This window comes from Sphingobacterium sp., assembly GCF_032065005.1.
GTDB lineage: Bacteria > Bacteroidota > Bacteroidia > Sphingobacteriales > Sphingobacteriaceae > Sphingobacterium.
The window spans coordinates 16,533-33,351 of the sequence record NZ_DAMBMM010000006.1; the positions used below are offsets into that span (position 1 = coordinate 16,533).

Genomic DNA, 16,819 nt, shown 5'->3' on the forward strand with positions numbered 1-16,819 from the left:
GCCAGAATGAATTCTGGCCTTTTTCTTATTTCAATTTTTTACTGTCCATAACCTCAAATTCCCCATTCAGCTTAATATTATCGGATGCTGGACCTATCAATACCTTGAACTTTCCTTTTTCGACTTGCCAATCTTTGCTTGCTGTCCATAACTTCAAATCATTTTGATCAAGGGTAAAACTAACTTTTCGCGTTTCTCCCTTCAACAAAGGAACCCGATCAAATCCACGTAATTGTTTAACTGCTGAAACAGCGGAGCTGACCTCATCGATTAGATATAGCTGTGGCACTTCCTCACCATCAAAATTTCCTGTATTGACCAAATCGAAGGAAACTTCCACAACTACATCCTCATCCCCTTCTAATATCCCCATCTCCAAATTCTTGTATTCAAAATCAGTATAACTCAACCCGTATCCAAAGCTATATAATGGAGTAGACTCTTCATCAATGTAAGGATGATGTTTGGGCTTTTGATGATTGTAATATACCGGCAACTGCCCAATAGACCTTGGAACGGATATAGGAAGTCGACCTGCTGGATTATAATCCCCAAACAGCACATCCGCGATTGCAGTCCCTCCTTCTTGCCCTGGATACCAGGCATCAAGAATGGCAGGAATATGTTCATCCGCCCAATTCAGGTTTAATGGCCTTCCTTTAATAACCACCAATACAACTGGCTTTCCAGTTGCTTGAATGGCCTGCATTAATTCCAATTGATCGCCCATCATATCCAAGGAAGCACGATCAAACCCCTCTCCACTTTCCATATCAGAAATCCCTTTTTTGCTACTTTCCACCTCTGCAGCGCCCGTTGCTTGATAGGAAGTCTTAAAGTCGCGAGCACTTGAACCTCCAACAACCAAGACCACAACATCCGAACGTTTCGCAGCAGCAACTGCAGCAGGGATATCGGTCTGCCCCGTATCACGGATCGCAGCCCCTTTTACATATTCAACTTCAGTTCCTGAGCCCAATTTCTCCTTAATCCCAGCCAAGACGGTCTTGACCTTGCCATCTGCCTGTGGGGCTGTATAATCTCCTAATTGATTGTAAACATTATCTGCATTCGGTCCAATCACCGCAATTCGCTTGAGATCTTTTTTCAAAGGAAGAAGATCACCCTCATTTTTTAGTAATATAATCGACTCTCGTGCAACTTGTCTTGCAACTTCTATATTTTCAGGACTAGCAACTTTCTTCTTTGCTTCCTTTTCTGAAACAAAAGGATTTTCAAACAGACCTAAGCGAAACTTCGTAGTTAAGACTCTGCCAACCGCTTGGTTTAATTCATCTTCACTCACTAATCCTTCCTTGATAGCTAACAACAGATTCTTACCATAAGCCGAACCGCTTAAATCTACATCCAATCCTGCTTTCAAGGCTTGCGATGCCCCTTCTGCTGGATTTGCAGCCGTATTATGCCCTCCAGACAATCCTTGTATACTCAATAGATCAGACACGACAAACCCTTTAAATCCCCATTCTTTTCTCAAAACTTCATTCAACAACCAGGAATTTGAAGAACATGGAATCCCATCTATGGAATTATAAGCCGTCATTACGGACCAAGCTTCCTGTCCAACCGCTTTTTCAAAAGGGAATAGATAATTCATCCTCAAATCCCGCTCCCCCACTGAAACACTACCTCCATTATGCCCCCCTTCAGGGACACCATATGCTACAAAATGTTTTAAAGTGGAAATCACCTTTCCTGCTTGACCAAGTTCCTCTCCTTGCATGCCCCTGACCATGGCTTCTCCCATCCTTCCCACTAAAAAAGGATCTTCTCCGTAAGACTCTTCCGTTCTTGACCATCTTGGTTCTCGAGCTAGATCCAATACAGGACCATAGCCATTATGGGCTCCAACTGCGGAGGCTTCTGAAGCAATTACCCCCGCCATTTTTTGGATCAAAAACCGATTCCAGGTACTGGCCTGACCGATCGCTGTCGGGAAGGTTGTAGCTCCAATAGCCATATGCCCATGTGGAGTCTCCTCGGAAAGCAACAATGGTATGCCCAAACGAGTACTATCTAACATGAACTTTTGAATGGCGTTGGTTGCCTTAGCAGCCTCTTCAGGTTTTAAACCAGTCGACAAAGTCTTCTGGGTCCAAGGGTCGGCACGTAGCGTAGCCCACATTAAACCTATTTGTTGATTCTTGACAGTCTCTTTAAACTTTTGACTTACGCCTATTTTTCCAGCACGTTTATCATACATTTCCCAACCCAAAACCTTTGACAGTTGACCGACCTTCTCTTCAAGGGTCATCCTGCCTAAAAGGTCTTCCACCCGTTTCTCTACGGGAAGATTCTTATTCTTATAGGGAAGTTCCTGCGCTTGTAAATTGGATTGACAGAATGCCATCAAACCAAATATCAAAAGTCCTTTTATCTTAATTTTCATCTATTAGCTATGCTTGGGTTTAGGGATTAAAATCTACTTGTTATAATCATGGTAATTTAATCAATTTTATCCTTTTAGCGGTAAATAAACTATCTATTGCTTGCCAACCCTATTAGAATATGTTTTCAGTTTTCCATATATTTGGATAGACCCAATTTTATTAAAACCAACATGGCATCATCATCAAAGCATATCCTTCTGATCCTGTTATTGACATTGACAAGTCTCAATATCTTTTCCCAAACCAAGAAAGCCCAATGGTTGGAAGATGACCGTTTCGGCATGTTTATTCATTGGGGCCTTTACAGTGCAACCGAAGGGATTTGGAAGGGCGAAAGGTTAAGACACCCCAATAATTACGCGGAATGGATTCGATACAGAAACCGCATCGGCGAAGCAGAATATGGTGAATTGGCAAAAAGATTTGACTGGGATAAAATCAATCCGGAAGAATGGGTACTCCTAGCCAAAAAAGCCGGCATGAAGTATATTGTCATAACCTCAAAACATCATGATGGTGTAGCCCTTTGGGATAGTAAAGTCAGTGATTATTCCCTCCCAAAACTTAGCGGAACGAATAGAGATGTCATTAAAGAAATTGCAGAAGCCTGTAAAAAACACAATATCAAACTATGTTTTTACTATTCCCACTGGATCGACTGGCAACATCCCTATGCTTGGAACCATAACCAAGAAGTCACAGGCCGAGTTACAGATGCTCAATACAATCAGTATTGGCAGCAAAAGGTAATCCCTCAAATCCGTGAATTGCTAACTGATTATGGCGATATCGCTATGATGTGGTTTGATATGTGGATTCCTTACCAACAGAGCATCATCAAAAAAGAACAGCTTGATCAACTCGCCAATCTCATCCATGAATTACAACCTCAGTGTTTAATCAATTCTAGATTAGGTTTCCCGATTGAAAATGAACATGTAGACTTTGAAACTTTAGGTGATAATCAATTCGGATCGGCTTATACCGACCATATTTGGGAAACACCTGGTACCATCGCTCATTCATGGGGATTCAATGCCCTGGAAAATGAATGGAAGTCCAGCAATCAATTGTTCCAATCTTTAATCAACAATGTTAGCTTGAACGGTTCTTACACCCTGAATATCGGTCCCCGTGCCGATGGTTCTGTGCCATACGAAGGCGTTCAGCGATTAATGGACATGGGACAATGGCTCAGTAAGTATGGACAAGCTGTTTATTATAACAATGGTCTGCCAATCCGCTTCTCCCAACATGACTGGGGTAAAATGACCATCAACAACAAAACAAAAGAACTTTATTTACACGTCTATAATTGGCCTTTGGATAAAATCCTTCGTGTGACCGGATTGCAGAGCAAACCAACCAAAATCGAGGTGCTAAACGGAAATAAAAGCCAAGCAGTAAAATTTGAACAGTTGGGCCCTATCATCCATATCCATGTACCGGAAGAGCAACCTGACCCTTATGTATCTGTCCTAAAAGTAACAATGGATCAGCCTCAATTCAATACAGAAGTCGTTGCTGAATCTACCTTTGGCGGATTCTCATTAAATGCCAAGAATCATCTTTCAAAAGGACTGGAGTTCAAGGCCTTTGATGGCACTAAACCCGACCACCTTGTACTAAAGGCCAACCAAAAAGTGCAATGGAAAGTTTATCTTCCAGAAGCCGGAGAATACAGCATAGAAACCTCTTTACATAATGGTTCAGGCAAAACCACCCAACTCAGCATCAAGGATATCGAAAGCACCTTCACCGTATCCGCAGCTCCCAATGGAAAAGTAACGGTGGAACCTAATCAAAACTGGTATGTAGAAGAATTCTTGGATGTCCCGGTAGGAAAGATCAACATCACAAAACCCATAGAACTAACCCTAGAATTCTCCGCATCAGACCCTATTCTTTTTAATAGAATATGGATTGACAAAAAGAAATAGTAAGGAAGGATTGGGGGATTGAACCATGATGCCAAGATTTGGTTTTGAACCAGGATTAAAGGGATGAGAGGATGGTCCAAGATTATTATTCCGCTAGGAAGGTGTCCAATTTTCGTAGGCTCTTTTCGAATACGCCCGTTTCAAAATTAATCGAACTTTGCCAAAGAAACCCCTGGTGGGGGTGAAATATTTGTAGAAATTGGATGGCTGAAATGGCGAACCCCCAGTGGGGGTGAAATATTTTTCAATAGATCTTTTTAAAGAAGGAAAACAGTTCGTTCGCTGTGCTCACGATGACAGCGATCCTAAAAAATAAAAAAATAGATTCTTCGTTTCACTCTGAATCCCTCTTTAGCATATTTTGATTCTGAACGACGAGTGAGGAATCTTTACGGTTCTCCTCAGACAGGTCCTGTCATGCTGTACCGAAGGTACAGGAACTGTAAGCCTATACTTTTCTTGGCTATTCTTTGAATAAATCTGTAAGTTTTGATGCTACCTCCAAACTAACTACCCATGTTTGCAAGAAAAATAGAACCCCTCTAGGCTTCTATTTTTAATTGCGAATCCTTATAAACAAGAAAAGGCTACCCAATTGGGCAGCCTTTTCTTGTTTATTAAATGCAAAAACTAAATCGCTTTTGTTTTCTCTTTCAACCACGCTTTTTCAGCATCATCCAATTTAGGGGACAATTGTTCATAGACCCAACCATTATATTGGTTCAACCAATCGATATGCTTTTGGTCCAATAGGGTTTTTTCAACCAACGCAGTATCGATATAACACACCGTTAAAGTCTCAAAACCCATAAAATCACCAAATTGATTACTCTCCACTTTCTTCGAAAGCACTAAATTCTCAATACGGATTCCATAATGACCTTCTCGATATAAACCTGGTTCAATGGAAGTAATCATGCCTTCCTCAACCGGAATATCGATTGCCGCCATATTGAAAACCTGTGGTCCTTCATGAACGTTCAAGAAAAATCCTACCCCATGTCCAGTACCATGTCCATAATTGCGTAAGGTTTCCCAGATAGGCCTTCTGGTAATGGCATCAATGGAATATCCCTTAGTTCCAACAGGAAATACAGCCTGAGAACCCTCAATAGTTCCTTTTAGCACAATGGTATAATCGGTTTTCTCCTCAGGTTGTATCTGTCCTAATGAAATTACCCTGGTAATATCAGTCGTACCATCTAGGTATTGACCACCTGAATCCACTAACAACAAACCTTCAGGTTTCAAAACCGAATTACTGGATTCTGTCGCTTTATAATGCGGTAAAGCACCATGGGCTTTATAACCAGCAATGGTATCAAATGAAATATCCACAAAACCCGCGGAGGCAGCACGTAGTCCTTGCAATTTTTCAGCAATAGAAATTTCTGAGAGTTCTCCCGATGCTACATTTTCCTCAATCCATTTAAAAAATTTGGTCAATGCAACCCCATCCTTTATCATGGCATTTCGGGTATGATCTACCTCTACCTTGTTTTTAATAGCCTTCAATGACGTTGAAGGATTCATGTCTTCCAAAATTTCGATGTTTTCTGGAACAGAATCATAAATGGCAAAACAAGTACGCTTAGGGTCTAATAATATACGTTCGCCTTTCAACTGTTTTACAGTCTCAAATGCTTCCTGATAGTCAGCGACTTCTACTCCAGAATCCTTTAAAGAAGAAATATCAGCAGGAGATAATTTCCCTGAACCAATAAACAAGGTGTTTTTATCCTCTTCAATCAGCAAAAAGCCCAATACAACCGGATTGCAATGAACATCATTCCCACGGATATTAAGGATCCATGCCAAATCATCCAATGAAGAAACGAAATGAAGGTCGGCCCTTTTATCTTTAAGTTTTGATTTTATGCTTGCAATTTTGTCTTTTGTAGACTGTCCAGTCGTACTTACATCCAGCAGAAATGCTTTTTCAGTGGGCAGTTCAGGTCTACCTTCCCAAATAGGTTCCAAAAGATCTAGATGACCATTCACATGGATGCCTAAGGGATTCAGTTCAGACGCTACGGCTTGTGCAACCGCAACAGAAGCTAAATTACCATCGAAAGCTACCGTATCGCCTTTTTTCAATGTCTTGGAAAGCCAGGTCGCATATTCTGCTTTACCTTGAACCTGTAACTTCACTAATTCAAAGCCGGTACCCGCCAATTGCTCATTTGCTTGAACAAAATAACGAGAATCTGTCCATAAACCCGCAAAATCTTGCGTGATGGCCAATGTCCCAGCGGAACCGGTAAAACCCGAGGTCCATGCTATGCATTTGTATCTTTCCGGAAGGTATTCGCTAATATGTGGATCGGAGGAGGGAATTATATAGGCATCTACACCCTTTTCTTTCATCTCTTTACGGATGGAAGCTAACTTATCGATGTATTTCATTATGTAATTTTTAATAATCCCCGCAAGTTATAAAAACTCTCACAATTAATACATTTACTTCATCATACATTTGAAATTTTACAATTTAAATGTACTACTTGTGCAGTAGATTACGATATTTGCTACCTATGAGAAGATTTTTTTCATTTTTTTATTTCCTTGCTGTTATCAGCGTCCTAAACACGCAAACAGTACAAGCCCAAGGAGTAAAGGCAAAAGTCCAAACGGCATTTGATGCTTTTAGCAAGAACCCGTCTCTAAAAAATGGCATGGCTTCCTTGACGGTCATAAACTCTAAAACTGGTGAAATTGTATTCGACAGCAATAACCAGATCGGAATGCCTACCGCATCAACCTTGAAAGTAATCACGTCCATTACAGCACTAGACCTGTTAGGGGCTGATTTCACCTATAATACTGAACTTTTCTACACCGGTCAGATTGACTCTTTAGGCACCTTAAATGGCGATATCATTATTGAAGGTAAGGGCGACCCTACCCTTGGAAGTGATAGATACCCAGATACAAAACCGGAAGTTCTATTGGCAAAATGGTCTGAAGCCATCAAAAACCTCGGCATCAAAAAAATCAATGGTAAAATCATTGCTGATGATATTTTCTTCAACGGCTACGATGTTCCGGGAACTTGGATGTGGACCGATATCGGAAATTATTATGGGGCAGGATTCTCTGCTCTAAATTGGAAAGAAAACAAACTGGGAATCAACTTTACACCGGGTGCAGCAGGAAAACCAGCAACATTACAGCCTGTAGAAAAAGCTCCATTCTACCATTTAATCAATGAAGTAAAAACAGGAGCCAATGGTTCTGGTGATAATGTATATGCTTATTCAGCGCCCTATTCCACTCAAGTGTACTTAAGAGGTACCTATGGTGCTAATCTCAAAAAAACCATTGAAATCTCAGTTCCTGACCCTGCTCTTGACCTAGCATATTCGCTTTCTGATGCCTTAGGTAGGGATTCCATCTTTGTTACAGACTCCTTAAATAAGGTAACTACTGCAAAAAGATTAACGGATATGGACTCTTCAAGTATCTTGGATGCAAAAAGAAATTCAATCCTTCTGGTCAAATCGCCTAGATTAGGTGAAATTGTGCATTGGTTCAACCAAAAAAGCATCAATCTATATGGAGAGTCGCTGTTAAAATTGATCGGTGTGGTTTCCGCAATGGAATACAACACAGAAAAATCAGCAACCCTAGTCTCTAAATATTGGCAGAATAAATTATCGATCGACCCAAGTGCCATCAATACCTTCGATGGTTCTGGCTTATCGCCTCAAAATAGAGTGACGACTTTGGCGATGAGCAAAATCATGCAATATGCTAAAGGGAGACCTTGGTATGATGAGTTTTTAAAATCTTTGCCAACAATTAACAATACGACCATGAAAAGTGGTACTATTGGCGGTGTATTAGGTTACACAGGCTACCAAAAATCAAGCGATGGACAAGAATATACCTTCGCATTGCTTGTCAACAACTACCAAGGCCCTGCTGGACAGATGCGCCAACGTATGTTTAAATTATTAGATGTATTAAAGTAGATTATTACTAGGTGATAATCATGAAATATTAGTATAAACCAAAATTGTAATGAGTAACATCAACAGAAAGAAAGACGCTTTAAACTACCATGCTATGGGGCGTCCGGGTAAAATAGCAGTGGTTCCTACAAAACCACACAGTTCACAAAGAGACTTATCTTTAGCCTATTCCCCAGGTGTAGCCGAGCCTTGTCTGGCAATTGCAGAAAACAGCGAAGACGCTTATAAATATACTGCCAAGGGAAACTTGGTAGCCGTAATCAGTAATGGTACTGCCGTATTAGGCCTTGGTGACATTGGTGCCCAAGCTGGTAAACCCGTTATGGAAGGTAAAGGATTACTTTTCAAGATCTTTGCCGATATCGATGTATTTGACATCGAGTTAGACACCAAGAACGTTGATGAATTTGTCAATATCGTTAAAGCTTTGGAACCTACTTTCGGTGGTGTGAACCTAGAAGATATCAAAGCACCTGAGTGTTTTGAAATTGAACGCCGCTTAAAAGCAGAAATGAACATCCCGGTAATGCACGATGACCAACATGGTACCGCAATTATTTCTGGGGCTGCTCTGATCAATGCTTCTGAATTACAAGATAAAAATATCGCCGACCTAAAAATCGTGGTGAATGGCGCAGGTGCTGCAGCAATTTCGTGTACGGCAATGTACGTGGCTGTAGGCGCTAATAAAAACAACATCGTGATGTGCGATAGTAAAGGAGTTATCCGTAAGGACCGTGAGGTATTAGACCCTACAAAAGCTGAATGGGCAACTGACCGCGATATCCATACCTTAGCTGATGCTGTTAAAGATGCTGATGTTTTCATCGGTCTTTCTGCTGCAGATGTTTTGACGCCGGAAATGTTGAAAAGCATGGCTCCAAAACCAATCGTATTGGCGATGGCAAACCCTAACCCTGAAATCGCCTATGAGCTTGCTCTTGAAACTCGCGATGATATCATCATGGGTACTGGACGCTCTGACTTCCCTAACCAAGTAAACAACGTTCTTGGTTTCCCTTACATTTTCCGTGGTGCACTAGATGTAAGAGCTACAGCCATCAACGAAGCCATGAAAATTGCTGCTGTTAAGGCAATTGCTGAATTAGCAAAACAACCTGTTCCTGAAGAAGTGAACATTGCTTACAATGCCAACAACATCCGTTTTGGAATCGATTATGTAATCCCTAAACCTACAGATCCACGCTTGATCACGGAAGTTTCCGTAGCGGTTGCAAAAGCTGCTATTGAATCTGGTGTGGCGCGTAAGGTAATCGAAGATTGGGATGCATACCGCGATGAATTACGCAAGAGATTGGGTAAAGATGAACGTTTGATCCGTACCATTACCGCCAAAGCAAAATCCAACCCTAAACGTGTTGTATTTGCTGAAGCCGATAATTATAAAACCCTTCGTGCTGCACAGATTGTTAAAGAAGAAGGTATTGCTTTCCCAATCCTTTTGGGTAACCAAGAAAAAATCAACAATTTGATCCATGAATATGGTTTTGAACTGGATGGTGTAGAGATCATCGATCCTCAAGCTGAGATCAAATCCGAAAGATTTGAAAGATACGCAGAACACTTATACCAAAAAAGACAACGCAGAGGTGTTAATAAATTAGACTCTCGCAAGTTAATGACCAACCGTAACTACTTTGCAGCAAGTATGGTTGAATTTGGCGATGCAGATACCCTAATTTCCGGTTTGACACGCAACTATGCTTCAACAATCCGCCCTGCATTACAAGTAATCGGAGCAAAACCAGGAAGCAGGGTCGCTGGTATGTACATTATGTTGACAAGCCAAGGTCCTTTATTCTTTGGTGATACCACTGTAAACTCGAACCCAAGTGCGCGCGAACTTGCTGACATTGGGGTATTATTGGATTCAGCAGTTAAAAGATTCAACGTTAAACCTCGTTTAGCGATGTTGTCTTACTCTAACTTCGGTTCAAATATTGGAGATATTTCCGATAAAGTAAGGGAGGCTGTAAGCATCTTGCATAAAGAACATCCGGAAATTGTTGCAGATGGTGAAATTCAAGCAAACTTTGCATTGAACAAAAACCTATTGGCAGATAACTTCCCATTCTCGACTTTAAATGGTGAGCCAGCAAATACCTTGGTATTCCCTAATCTGGAATCTGGTAACATTGCTTATAAATTGCTACAGGAAGTTGGAAATGCAGAGGCTGTCGGACCAGTTCTATTAGGAATGAACAAACCTATCCACGTATTGCAATTGGATAGTTCGGTTCGTGAAATTGTGAACATGGTTACCATTGCAGTAGTGGATGCAATTGAACACGAAAAAGAATCAAAAAATCAGTAAGCATAGCTTATGTACGAATATTTTAAAGGTAAGTTAGTTTTTAAAGCTCCAACCCATGTCGTTTTGGAGGTGGGTGGAATTGGCTATTACTTGCATATTTCATTGACTACCTACAGCCAGATCAAAGATCAAGAAGAATGCAAACTTTTTGCTTCCTTTCAGGTGCGCGAAGACTCCCAAACGCTGTTTGGCTTTGCTACAGAAGCAGAAAGACATCTCTTTCACCATTTGATCTCTGTGTCTGGAATCGGTCCCAATACCGGTAGAATGATGCTTTCTTCGATTACTCCTGAGGAAATCCAACAGGCTATCGTCAATGGACAGGTCAATGTCATCCAGAAAATCAAAGGGATTGGTCCAAAAACAGCTCAACGCGTGATTCTTGAACTTCAAGATAAACTTAAAAAGCAAGGTCCAGATGCATTGATTCCATTGATCGTCAGCAAACCTTCTTCAGCCGAAGAAGCATTGACGGCATTGGTCATGTTAGGTTTCCCAAAAGCTCAAGCGGAAAAAGCCCTTCAGGCCATTTATACCGCCGAGCCTGACCTTTCTGTAGAGCAATTGATCAAAGCAGCCTTAAAACGCCTGTAAGGGTTAATTATCTTTATAAAAACATGATTAAGAGGTTATCTGAAGAAGATAACCTCTTTTTTGATGGTTGTTGATTTAGAATTTTATGCCATCATGATCGAGAGTAGGCCTCGGAAATATCAAAAGCCCAATTATGAAATCTTTCAAGATTGTATTGGTGTACAGTTCCTGTACCTTCGGTACAGCATGACAGGACTTGTTGGAGGAGAACCGTACAGAATCAAAATATGCTAAAGAGGGATTCAGAGTGAAACGAAGAATCTGTTTTTTTATTTTTTAGGATCGCTTTCATCGTGAGGGTTTAAAATTCAAACTAAATTTATCGGAAGGTGATGACAGTATAGTGGAAGGCAAAAAATTGTTTTTTTTAATTTTAGAGATATAACCCCTTTTGGGGTTCCATTATTTTAGCAGACATGGCACCTTAGCCTGAAAGTCGCGCAAAAACGATGTTCGATTAGTCGAACATCGTTTTTGCATTAGCCCTATATTGTTTACCATCCATGCTAAAATAATTCATCCCCGTTGGGGATGTATGGCGGCTAGAAATATTTTTTTGATAAATAAATATGGGACTGAAAGGCTAGAAACACAGTTCTATCAAACTTGTCATTGATACGAAGGGAGGGTCTCGGATTTTTACATACCCAATTTTGTTTATGATCGCATTGGCGTACAGTTCCTTGACCGTCGGTCAAGGATGACAGGGTCTGTGGGAGGAGAACCGTACAGATTCCTCACTGATCGTTCAGAATAAAAATGCGCTGAAGAGGGATTCAGAGTGGAGCGAAGAATCTATTGTTGTTATTTTATGAGGATGTTGGACATTGCGAATCGTAAGATGAGGAAACTGTTTCAAATGAAGTATGGATGGTTCCGAGACCCTTCGGGGCTGCCCTCAGGGTGACACAGAAAGGGTATAGAAAAATATTTCACCCACGCTGTGGGTTCGCCATTTCAAACATCCAGTCTCTACAAAGATTCCACCCCCTCTGGGGGTTCTCACCATTAACAAACATTATCCTTCCGAAGGAAGCCCTTTAGCATCCGGCTCATTTCCAATGGCGGAAAAATGGAAAGAATGCCGTTGCCCCGTGCGATGGGATTGGCCTTGGAATGCTTTCAAAAGATCATCCCTTTTGATGGGATGATCTTTTGAAAGATATTCCCGACAACAAGGCATTCTTTTCATGTGCAGATGACCGTGCGAAAAGCCATCTTAAATGAGCCGAAGCGTTTACGGATTCGAGTTGTTTCTGGTATCCGTGAGCTCCTTCGTCGGTATGGTTACTTTTGCGCTTCAAAAGTAACGAAGAGGATTAGTGTCCATGAGAGCCTTCAGGCTTACACAAATTATTAAGGACTTTATTTGTCGGTTGTATGCAATATATCCCTACGACACGATATACAAAGCAAGCGAACAATATTGAATGTTCTTGGTCTATCCTCTCATCCCGTACCCCGAGCGGCGTCGAAGGTCATCCTGGTTCAAAACCATATCACCCAACAATTCCGTATATTTGCATCACAAAAAGGATCCAAACCATGGCAGAAGATTTACACATAGCAAGCGGAAGTAAAGAACAACAATATCAATCCTTGATCCCACAGATCAAAGGGCTTCTGCAGGGAGAAACTAATTTTATTGCTAATCTGGCAAATATCAGCGCAGCATTAAAGGAACAGTTCAATTTCTTTTGGGTAGGTTTCTATCTTGTTGAAGGAAACGAATTGGTCCTCGGTCCTTTCCAAGGACCAGTAGCCTGTACAAGAATCGCTTATAACAGAGGTGTTTGTGGGACAGCTTGGGCAAAAGAAGAAACCGTCATAGTTCCCAATGTCGATGAATTCCCGGGACATATTGCCTGCTCATCTTTATCGAAATCTGAAATAGTTGTTCCTCTCTTTCAAAACAAAAAATGCATTGCCATACTAGATGTCGACAGCAAAGAATTAAATTCGTTTGACTTAATCGATAAGCAGTATCTAAATACCATCTTAGAACTTCTTAATTCTCAGTAAAAATCTTTATATTTGTCCTGCCAAACACATTAACTATTAACCAAGCATGGCAGCACCAAAGACATTATCATTTTTGAATTTAGTGATGGTAGCCCTCAATTTTCTATGGATCGCATGCCTAGAGAATGGCTTCTTATTCAGCTTTTCATTTACTGATACCATTGCCTTCTATCCATCTTACTTGACGCCAGCAAAGTTCAGCTATAAAATCTGGACATTTATCGCTTTCAATATGGTGTTGGCTGCTTACATGATGTATGTAGGGACGCAAAAAAACAGCTTGAATGAAAATGTAGTCCGGAAAGTTAAAAAAATCGACTACCTGTTGATTTTGAACCAGATGGCCCTCGGTCTGAGCATGACCTTGAAACACAATGATTATTTCTATTGGTCCTTAATGTATTCCATAATCTGTCTCGTTTCAGTAATGGTAATCAACAAGCGGATCCAAATCCAAAAGCTGACTACCAATTCCTTTACCCGATATTTTATCCGTTTAGGATTTGGCGTGTATACCGGCTGGTTAATGTTCGTGATAGGCTTTAATTTTGCAGTTATCCTTTCAAAACTGAGCCTTACCTTAGGGGATGCTTTTTACTTCTATCTGAACCTGGGTGCATTGGCAATCATCTGTGCCTGCATGTTAGCATACTCTTACTACAATTATTTACCTTCAGTCTCAGCAGTATTGGCTTGGGGTAGCTATGGGGCATATGTAGAAAACAAACAGGACCCTCTCCCTACCCAATATGACATCCTGCCTTTCTTGATTATCTCTATGATTTTGGGGTTAATCTTTACCGCATTCAACTATTACAGGTGTACGGTCAGAAGGAAATCACTTACTGTCGCTATTCAGGAACCACCTTCCATAACTTAATGGTCTTGTCATCACTTACGGTAAAGATCCGATCTTGATCCCAGAGTATGTTATTGATGGATAGATAATGGCTGTCATAGCCACGGTCTCTCGAAATATTCTTGATCAATGCTAGATCTTCCAGTCGCCAAACTTTTAAGGTCTTATCTCTGCTAACCGTAGCAATGAGATCCTCCTCCATATTCATGCTGATACCATACACCGTGAACATATGTGGAACGATATCCTGAATCGTATCCAGATTGGCGTCCAGTTTATATAACTTCGCATCCCTTCCACCAGAAAGCAAATTCCCAGCTGGGTCAAATTGTAAACTGGTTACCGGTAACTCATGTACTTTCCTTTTCTTGAATTCCTGAAAATCGTGGGCATGGTATAAATGGATTTCACCGTTCTTATCACCAAATGCAACAGTCGAACTATTTTTATCCACTTCAATTACCCTAACGGTAGTATTGGAAACCTTGAACCTATAAAGCAGCTCAAAATTCTCCAAGCTCCATACATAAGCATAACCTTCCTCCCCGATTGCAATCATTTCCTGTTTACCGAGAATGGTTTTTATCGAGAATACAGCGCCCTGTTCCACCTTAAGGTTGGCCTTTAAACTTTGGTTCTGTGTATCTACCACCAATATCTGACCGGATCTCATCCCAATCGCCAGCAAGGAAGTTCCGGGTATGGACAAGAGTGCATAAACAGAGCTTCCAACCTTGCAAAGGATCCTTTTAAAGCTATTGCTTTCTAAATCCCATTCTACCACCCCTTTATCGTTGCCTCCTGTAAATAGGACATTCGGATCAACACTTGAAAGGGCCAAGGCAAATACAGGATTTTGATGACCAGACAAGGTCCCATTTAGGTTGATATTAAACTTTTCTAGATTCATGTTATACAAATATACCCTTGATCGCACAGAAATAAAAAGAAACCCGACCAGCTATCCCAAATGCTGACATAAGTCTTACGTTCAAGAGGAGATTTGAACCAGGATGCCCTTCGACGTCGCTCAGGATAAGGGATGGGAGGATAAACCAAGATCTGGGTTGAACCAGGATGGAGGGGATAGGAGGATGGACCAAGATTATTCTCCCGTTAGAAAGGTGTCACCCCTTCCAGGGGTTCCCAATTTATACAAACAACCATCCTTCCGCAGGAAGTCCTTTAGCACCTACCTCAATTCCTTGGCGGAAAAAATGGAAAGAATACCGATGACCTGTGCGATGGGATTGGGCTTCACCGCCATTCTCCAAACAAAAAATCCCCAGCCAAAGGCTGAGGATCACTCAAATAAAAATATCTTGTTCTCCTATTGATGTCTTCCTTCCAAATTCTTGGCGATGGTTTCCAGGCTTAGGCCTTTCTCCTTTAAAAGAACAATAAGATGGAACATCAAATCTGAAGTCTCATTGATAAAATCCTTTTCGGTTTCCGTAAGAGCTGCAATAACCGTTTCAACAGCTTCCTCACCCACCTTTTGGGCTATCTTATTGATACCTCTTGAACGCAGGCGGTTCACATAGGATTCATCATTAGGAAAATCAATCCTATGCTGAACAATGCGCTCCAACTGCAATAGAAAGTTCTGATTAAATTCCGTATTAAAGCAACTACGGCTTCCTGTATGACAGGTAGGACCCACAGGGTCAGCTTTAATTAAAATGGTATCCTGGTCACAATCGATATGAGTACTAACAACATGAAGAAAGTTTCCGCTTTCTTCACCCTTTGTCCATAGTCTATTTTTGCTCCTTGAAAAGAAAGTGACTTTTTTCTCTTCTTGGGTTTTGTTCCAAGCCTCTTCGTTCATATAGCCAAGCATCAGAACTTCCAAAGTCTGATTGTCTTGGATAATTACTGGAACAAGTCCGTCACCTTTGTTAAAATCAATACTCATGTTTTATGTATTATCGCCTAACGGAAATTCCATTGGCGTGCAATGTTTCTTTTAATTCAGGGATTAAAATCTCCCCATAGTGGAATACAGAAGCTGCAAGAGCGGCATCTACATTGGACTGTTGGAAAACATCCACAAAATGCTGCTGGTTACCTGCTCCTCCGGATGCGATCAAGGGAATATGGATAGAATCATTGATCTTTTTCAGCAAGCCATTATCAAATCCATTTTTGGTCCCATCATGGTCCATGGAAGTCAACAGGATTTCACCGGCACCTCTATTTTCTGCTTCCTTGATCCAATCTTCCGTTTCAATATCGGTAAGGTCTCGGCCTCCACGTAGGTGGACAAAATTCTTGCCATTTACCAATCGGGTATCAACCGCTAAAACCACAAATTGAACACCAAAAGCTTTCGCAAACTGGTCTAAGAGTTCAGGATTACGGACCGCAGCTGAATTGATGGAGATTTTATCTGCACCAGCATTCAACAGGATATCCGCATCCGATAGCTCATTGATCCCACCTCCGATGGTAAATGGAATATTGATCTGACTGGCTACGGCCTTTACCAAATCCACCGTAGTTTTTCGGCGTTCATGGGTAGCTGTGATATCCAGGAATACCAGTTCATCTGCTCCTTGCTGCGAATATTGCCAAGCTAATTCAACGGGATCCCCAGCATCTCTAAGGTCAACAAAATTAACCCCCTTTACCGTCCGGCCATCCTTAACATCCAAACAAGGAATAATTCGCTTTGCTAGCAT

12 protein-coding genes are annotated in these 16,819 nt (G+C 41.1%); 7 read left to right on the plus strand and 5 right to left on the minus strand.

The window, feature by feature from the left end; translation table 11 throughout:
* Nucleotides 1-25 precede the first annotated feature (25 nt).
* Nucleotides 26-2,410: a glycoside hydrolase family 3 N-terminal domain-containing protein gene (locus RT138_RS10935; protein ID WP_313190711.1), complete on the minus strand. Its 2,385-nt coding sequence runs from the start codon at nucleotides 2,408-2,410 to the stop codon at nucleotides 26-28.
* Between the two features lie 171 nt (nucleotides 2,411-2,581).
* Here RT138_RS10935 and RT138_RS10940 point away from each other — a divergent pair, with 171 nt between their 5' ends.
* The gene (locus RT138_RS10940; RefSeq protein WP_313190712.1) at nucleotides 2,582-4,351 is read left to right on the plus strand and encodes an alpha-L-fucosidase; all 1,770 of its coding nucleotides are present in this window, start codon (nucleotides 2,582-2,584) and stop codon (nucleotides 4,349-4,351) included.
* A gap of 630 nt (nucleotides 4,352-4,981) precedes the next feature.
* Here RT138_RS10940 and RT138_RS10945 read toward each other — a convergent pair.
* Complete coding sequence (locus RT138_RS10945; RefSeq protein WP_313190713.1) at nucleotides 4,982-6,757, minus strand: aminopeptidase P family protein; 1,776 nt, start codon at nucleotides 6,755-6,757, stop codon at nucleotides 4,982-4,984.
* A gap of 128 nt (nucleotides 6,758-6,885) precedes the next feature.
* Here RT138_RS10945 and dacB point away from each other — a divergent pair, with 128 nt between their 5' ends.
* From dacB to RT138_RS10970, 5 genes are all read left to right on the plus strand, one after another.
* The gene (gene dacB, locus RT138_RS10950; RefSeq protein WP_313190714.1) at nucleotides 6,886-8,325 is read left to right on the plus strand and encodes a D-alanyl-D-alanine carboxypeptidase/D-alanyl-D-alanine-endopeptidase; all 1,440 of its coding nucleotides are present in this window, start codon (nucleotides 6,886-6,888) and stop codon (nucleotides 8,323-8,325) included.
* A gap of 49 nt (nucleotides 8,326-8,374) precedes the next feature.
* Nucleotides 8,375-10,660 (plus strand): NADP-dependent malic enzyme, encoded by a 2,286-nt coding sequence (locus tag RT138_RS10955; protein ID WP_313190715.1) that lies wholly within the window; start codon nucleotides 8,375-8,377, stop codon nucleotides 10,658-10,660.
* Between the two features lie 9 nt (nucleotides 10,661-10,669).
* Nucleotides 10,670-11,254: a Holliday junction branch migration protein RuvA gene (gene ruvA / locus RT138_RS10960; protein ID WP_185211333.1), complete on the plus strand. Its 585-nt coding sequence runs from the start codon at nucleotides 10,670-10,672 to the stop codon at nucleotides 11,252-11,254.
* A 1,545-nt stretch (nucleotides 11,255-12,799) separates the two neighbouring features.
* The gene (locus RT138_RS10965; RefSeq protein ID WP_313190716.1) at nucleotides 12,800-13,276 is read left to right on the plus strand and encodes a GAF domain-containing protein; all 477 of its coding nucleotides are present in this window, start codon (nucleotides 12,800-12,802) and stop codon (nucleotides 13,274-13,276) included.
* A 46-nt stretch (nucleotides 13,277-13,322) separates the two neighbouring features.
* Nucleotides 13,323-14,156 (plus strand): hypothetical protein, encoded by an 834-nt coding sequence (locus RT138_RS10970; protein ID WP_313190717.1) that lies wholly within the window; start codon nucleotides 13,323-13,325, stop codon nucleotides 14,154-14,156.
* Here RT138_RS10970 and RT138_RS10975 read toward each other — a convergent pair.
* Nucleotides 14,128-15,045 (minus strand): WD40 repeat domain-containing protein, encoded by a 918-nt coding sequence (locus RT138_RS10975; RefSeq protein WP_313190718.1) that lies wholly within the window; start codon nucleotides 15,043-15,045, stop codon nucleotides 14,128-14,130. The genes RT138_RS10970 and RT138_RS10975 overlap by 29 nt on opposite strands.
* A 103-nt stretch (nucleotides 15,046-15,148) precedes the next feature.
* On the opposite strand from RT138_RS10975, the gene RT138_RS10980 reads away from it, so the two are divergent.
* Nucleotides 15,149-15,472, plus strand: coding sequence for a hypothetical protein (locus tag RT138_RS10980; protein WP_313190719.1), 324 nt, complete (start codon nucleotides 15,149-15,151; stop codon nucleotides 15,470-15,472).
* On the opposite strand, the gene hisIE is transcribed toward RT138_RS10980, so the two are convergent.
* Complete coding sequence (gene hisIE, locus RT138_RS10985) at nucleotides 15,466-16,053, minus strand: bifunctional phosphoribosyl-AMP cyclohydrolase/phosphoribosyl-ATP diphosphatase HisIE (RefSeq protein ID WP_313190720.1); 588 nt, start codon at nucleotides 16,051-16,053, stop codon at nucleotides 15,466-15,468. The genes RT138_RS10980 and hisIE overlap by 7 nt on opposite strands.
* A 10-nt stretch (nucleotides 16,054-16,063) precedes the next feature.
* A complete protein-coding gene (hisF, locus tag RT138_RS10990; RefSeq protein WP_254526561.1) occupies nucleotides 16,064-16,819 on the minus strand; it encodes an imidazole glycerol phosphate synthase subunit HisF in 756 nt (251 codons plus the stop codon).

Bases quoted from the DNA above. Each gene is read 5' to 3' on its own strand.
- RT138_RS10935 (WP_313190711.1), bottom strand. From the start codon at position 2,410: ATGAAAATTAAGATAAAAGGACTTTTGATATTTGGTTTGATGGCATTC.
- RT138_RS10940 (WP_313190712.1), top strand. From the start codon at position 2,582: ATGGCATCATCATCAAAGCATATCCTTCTGATCCTGTTATTGACATTG.
- RT138_RS10945 (WP_313190713.1), bottom strand. From the start codon at position 6,757: ATGAAATACATCGATAAGTTAGCTTCCATCCGTAAAGAGATGAAAGAA.
- dacB (WP_313190714.1), top strand. From the start codon at position 6,886: ATGAGAAGATTTTTTTCATTTTTTTATTTCCTTGCTGTTATCAGCGTC.
- RT138_RS10955 (WP_313190715.1), top strand. From the start codon at position 8,375: ATGAGTAACATCAACAGAAAGAAAGACGCTTTAAACTACCATGCTATG.
- ruvA (WP_185211333.1), top strand. From the start codon at position 10,670: ATGTACGAATATTTTAAAGGTAAGTTAGTTTTTAAAGCTCCAACCCAT.
- RT138_RS10965 (WP_313190716.1), top strand. From the start codon at position 12,800: ATGGCAGAAGATTTACACATAGCAAGCGGAAGTAAAGAACAACAATAT.
- RT138_RS10970 (WP_313190717.1), top strand. From the start codon at position 13,323: ATGGCAGCACCAAAGACATTATCATTTTTGAATTTAGTGATGGTAGCC.
- RT138_RS10975 (WP_313190718.1), bottom strand. From the start codon at position 15,045: ATGAATCTAGAAAAGTTTAATATCAACCTAAATGGGACCTTGTCTGGT.
- RT138_RS10980 (WP_313190719.1), top strand. From the start codon at position 15,149: ATGCCCTTCGACGTCGCTCAGGATAAGGGATGGGAGGATAAACCAAGA.
- hisIE (WP_313190720.1), bottom strand. From the start codon at position 16,053: ATGAGTATTGATTTTAACAAAGGTGACGGACTTGTTCCAGTAATTATC.
- hisF (WP_254526561.1), bottom strand. From the start codon at position 16,819: ATGCTAGCAAAGCGAATTATTCCTTGTTTGGATGTTAAGGATGGCCGG.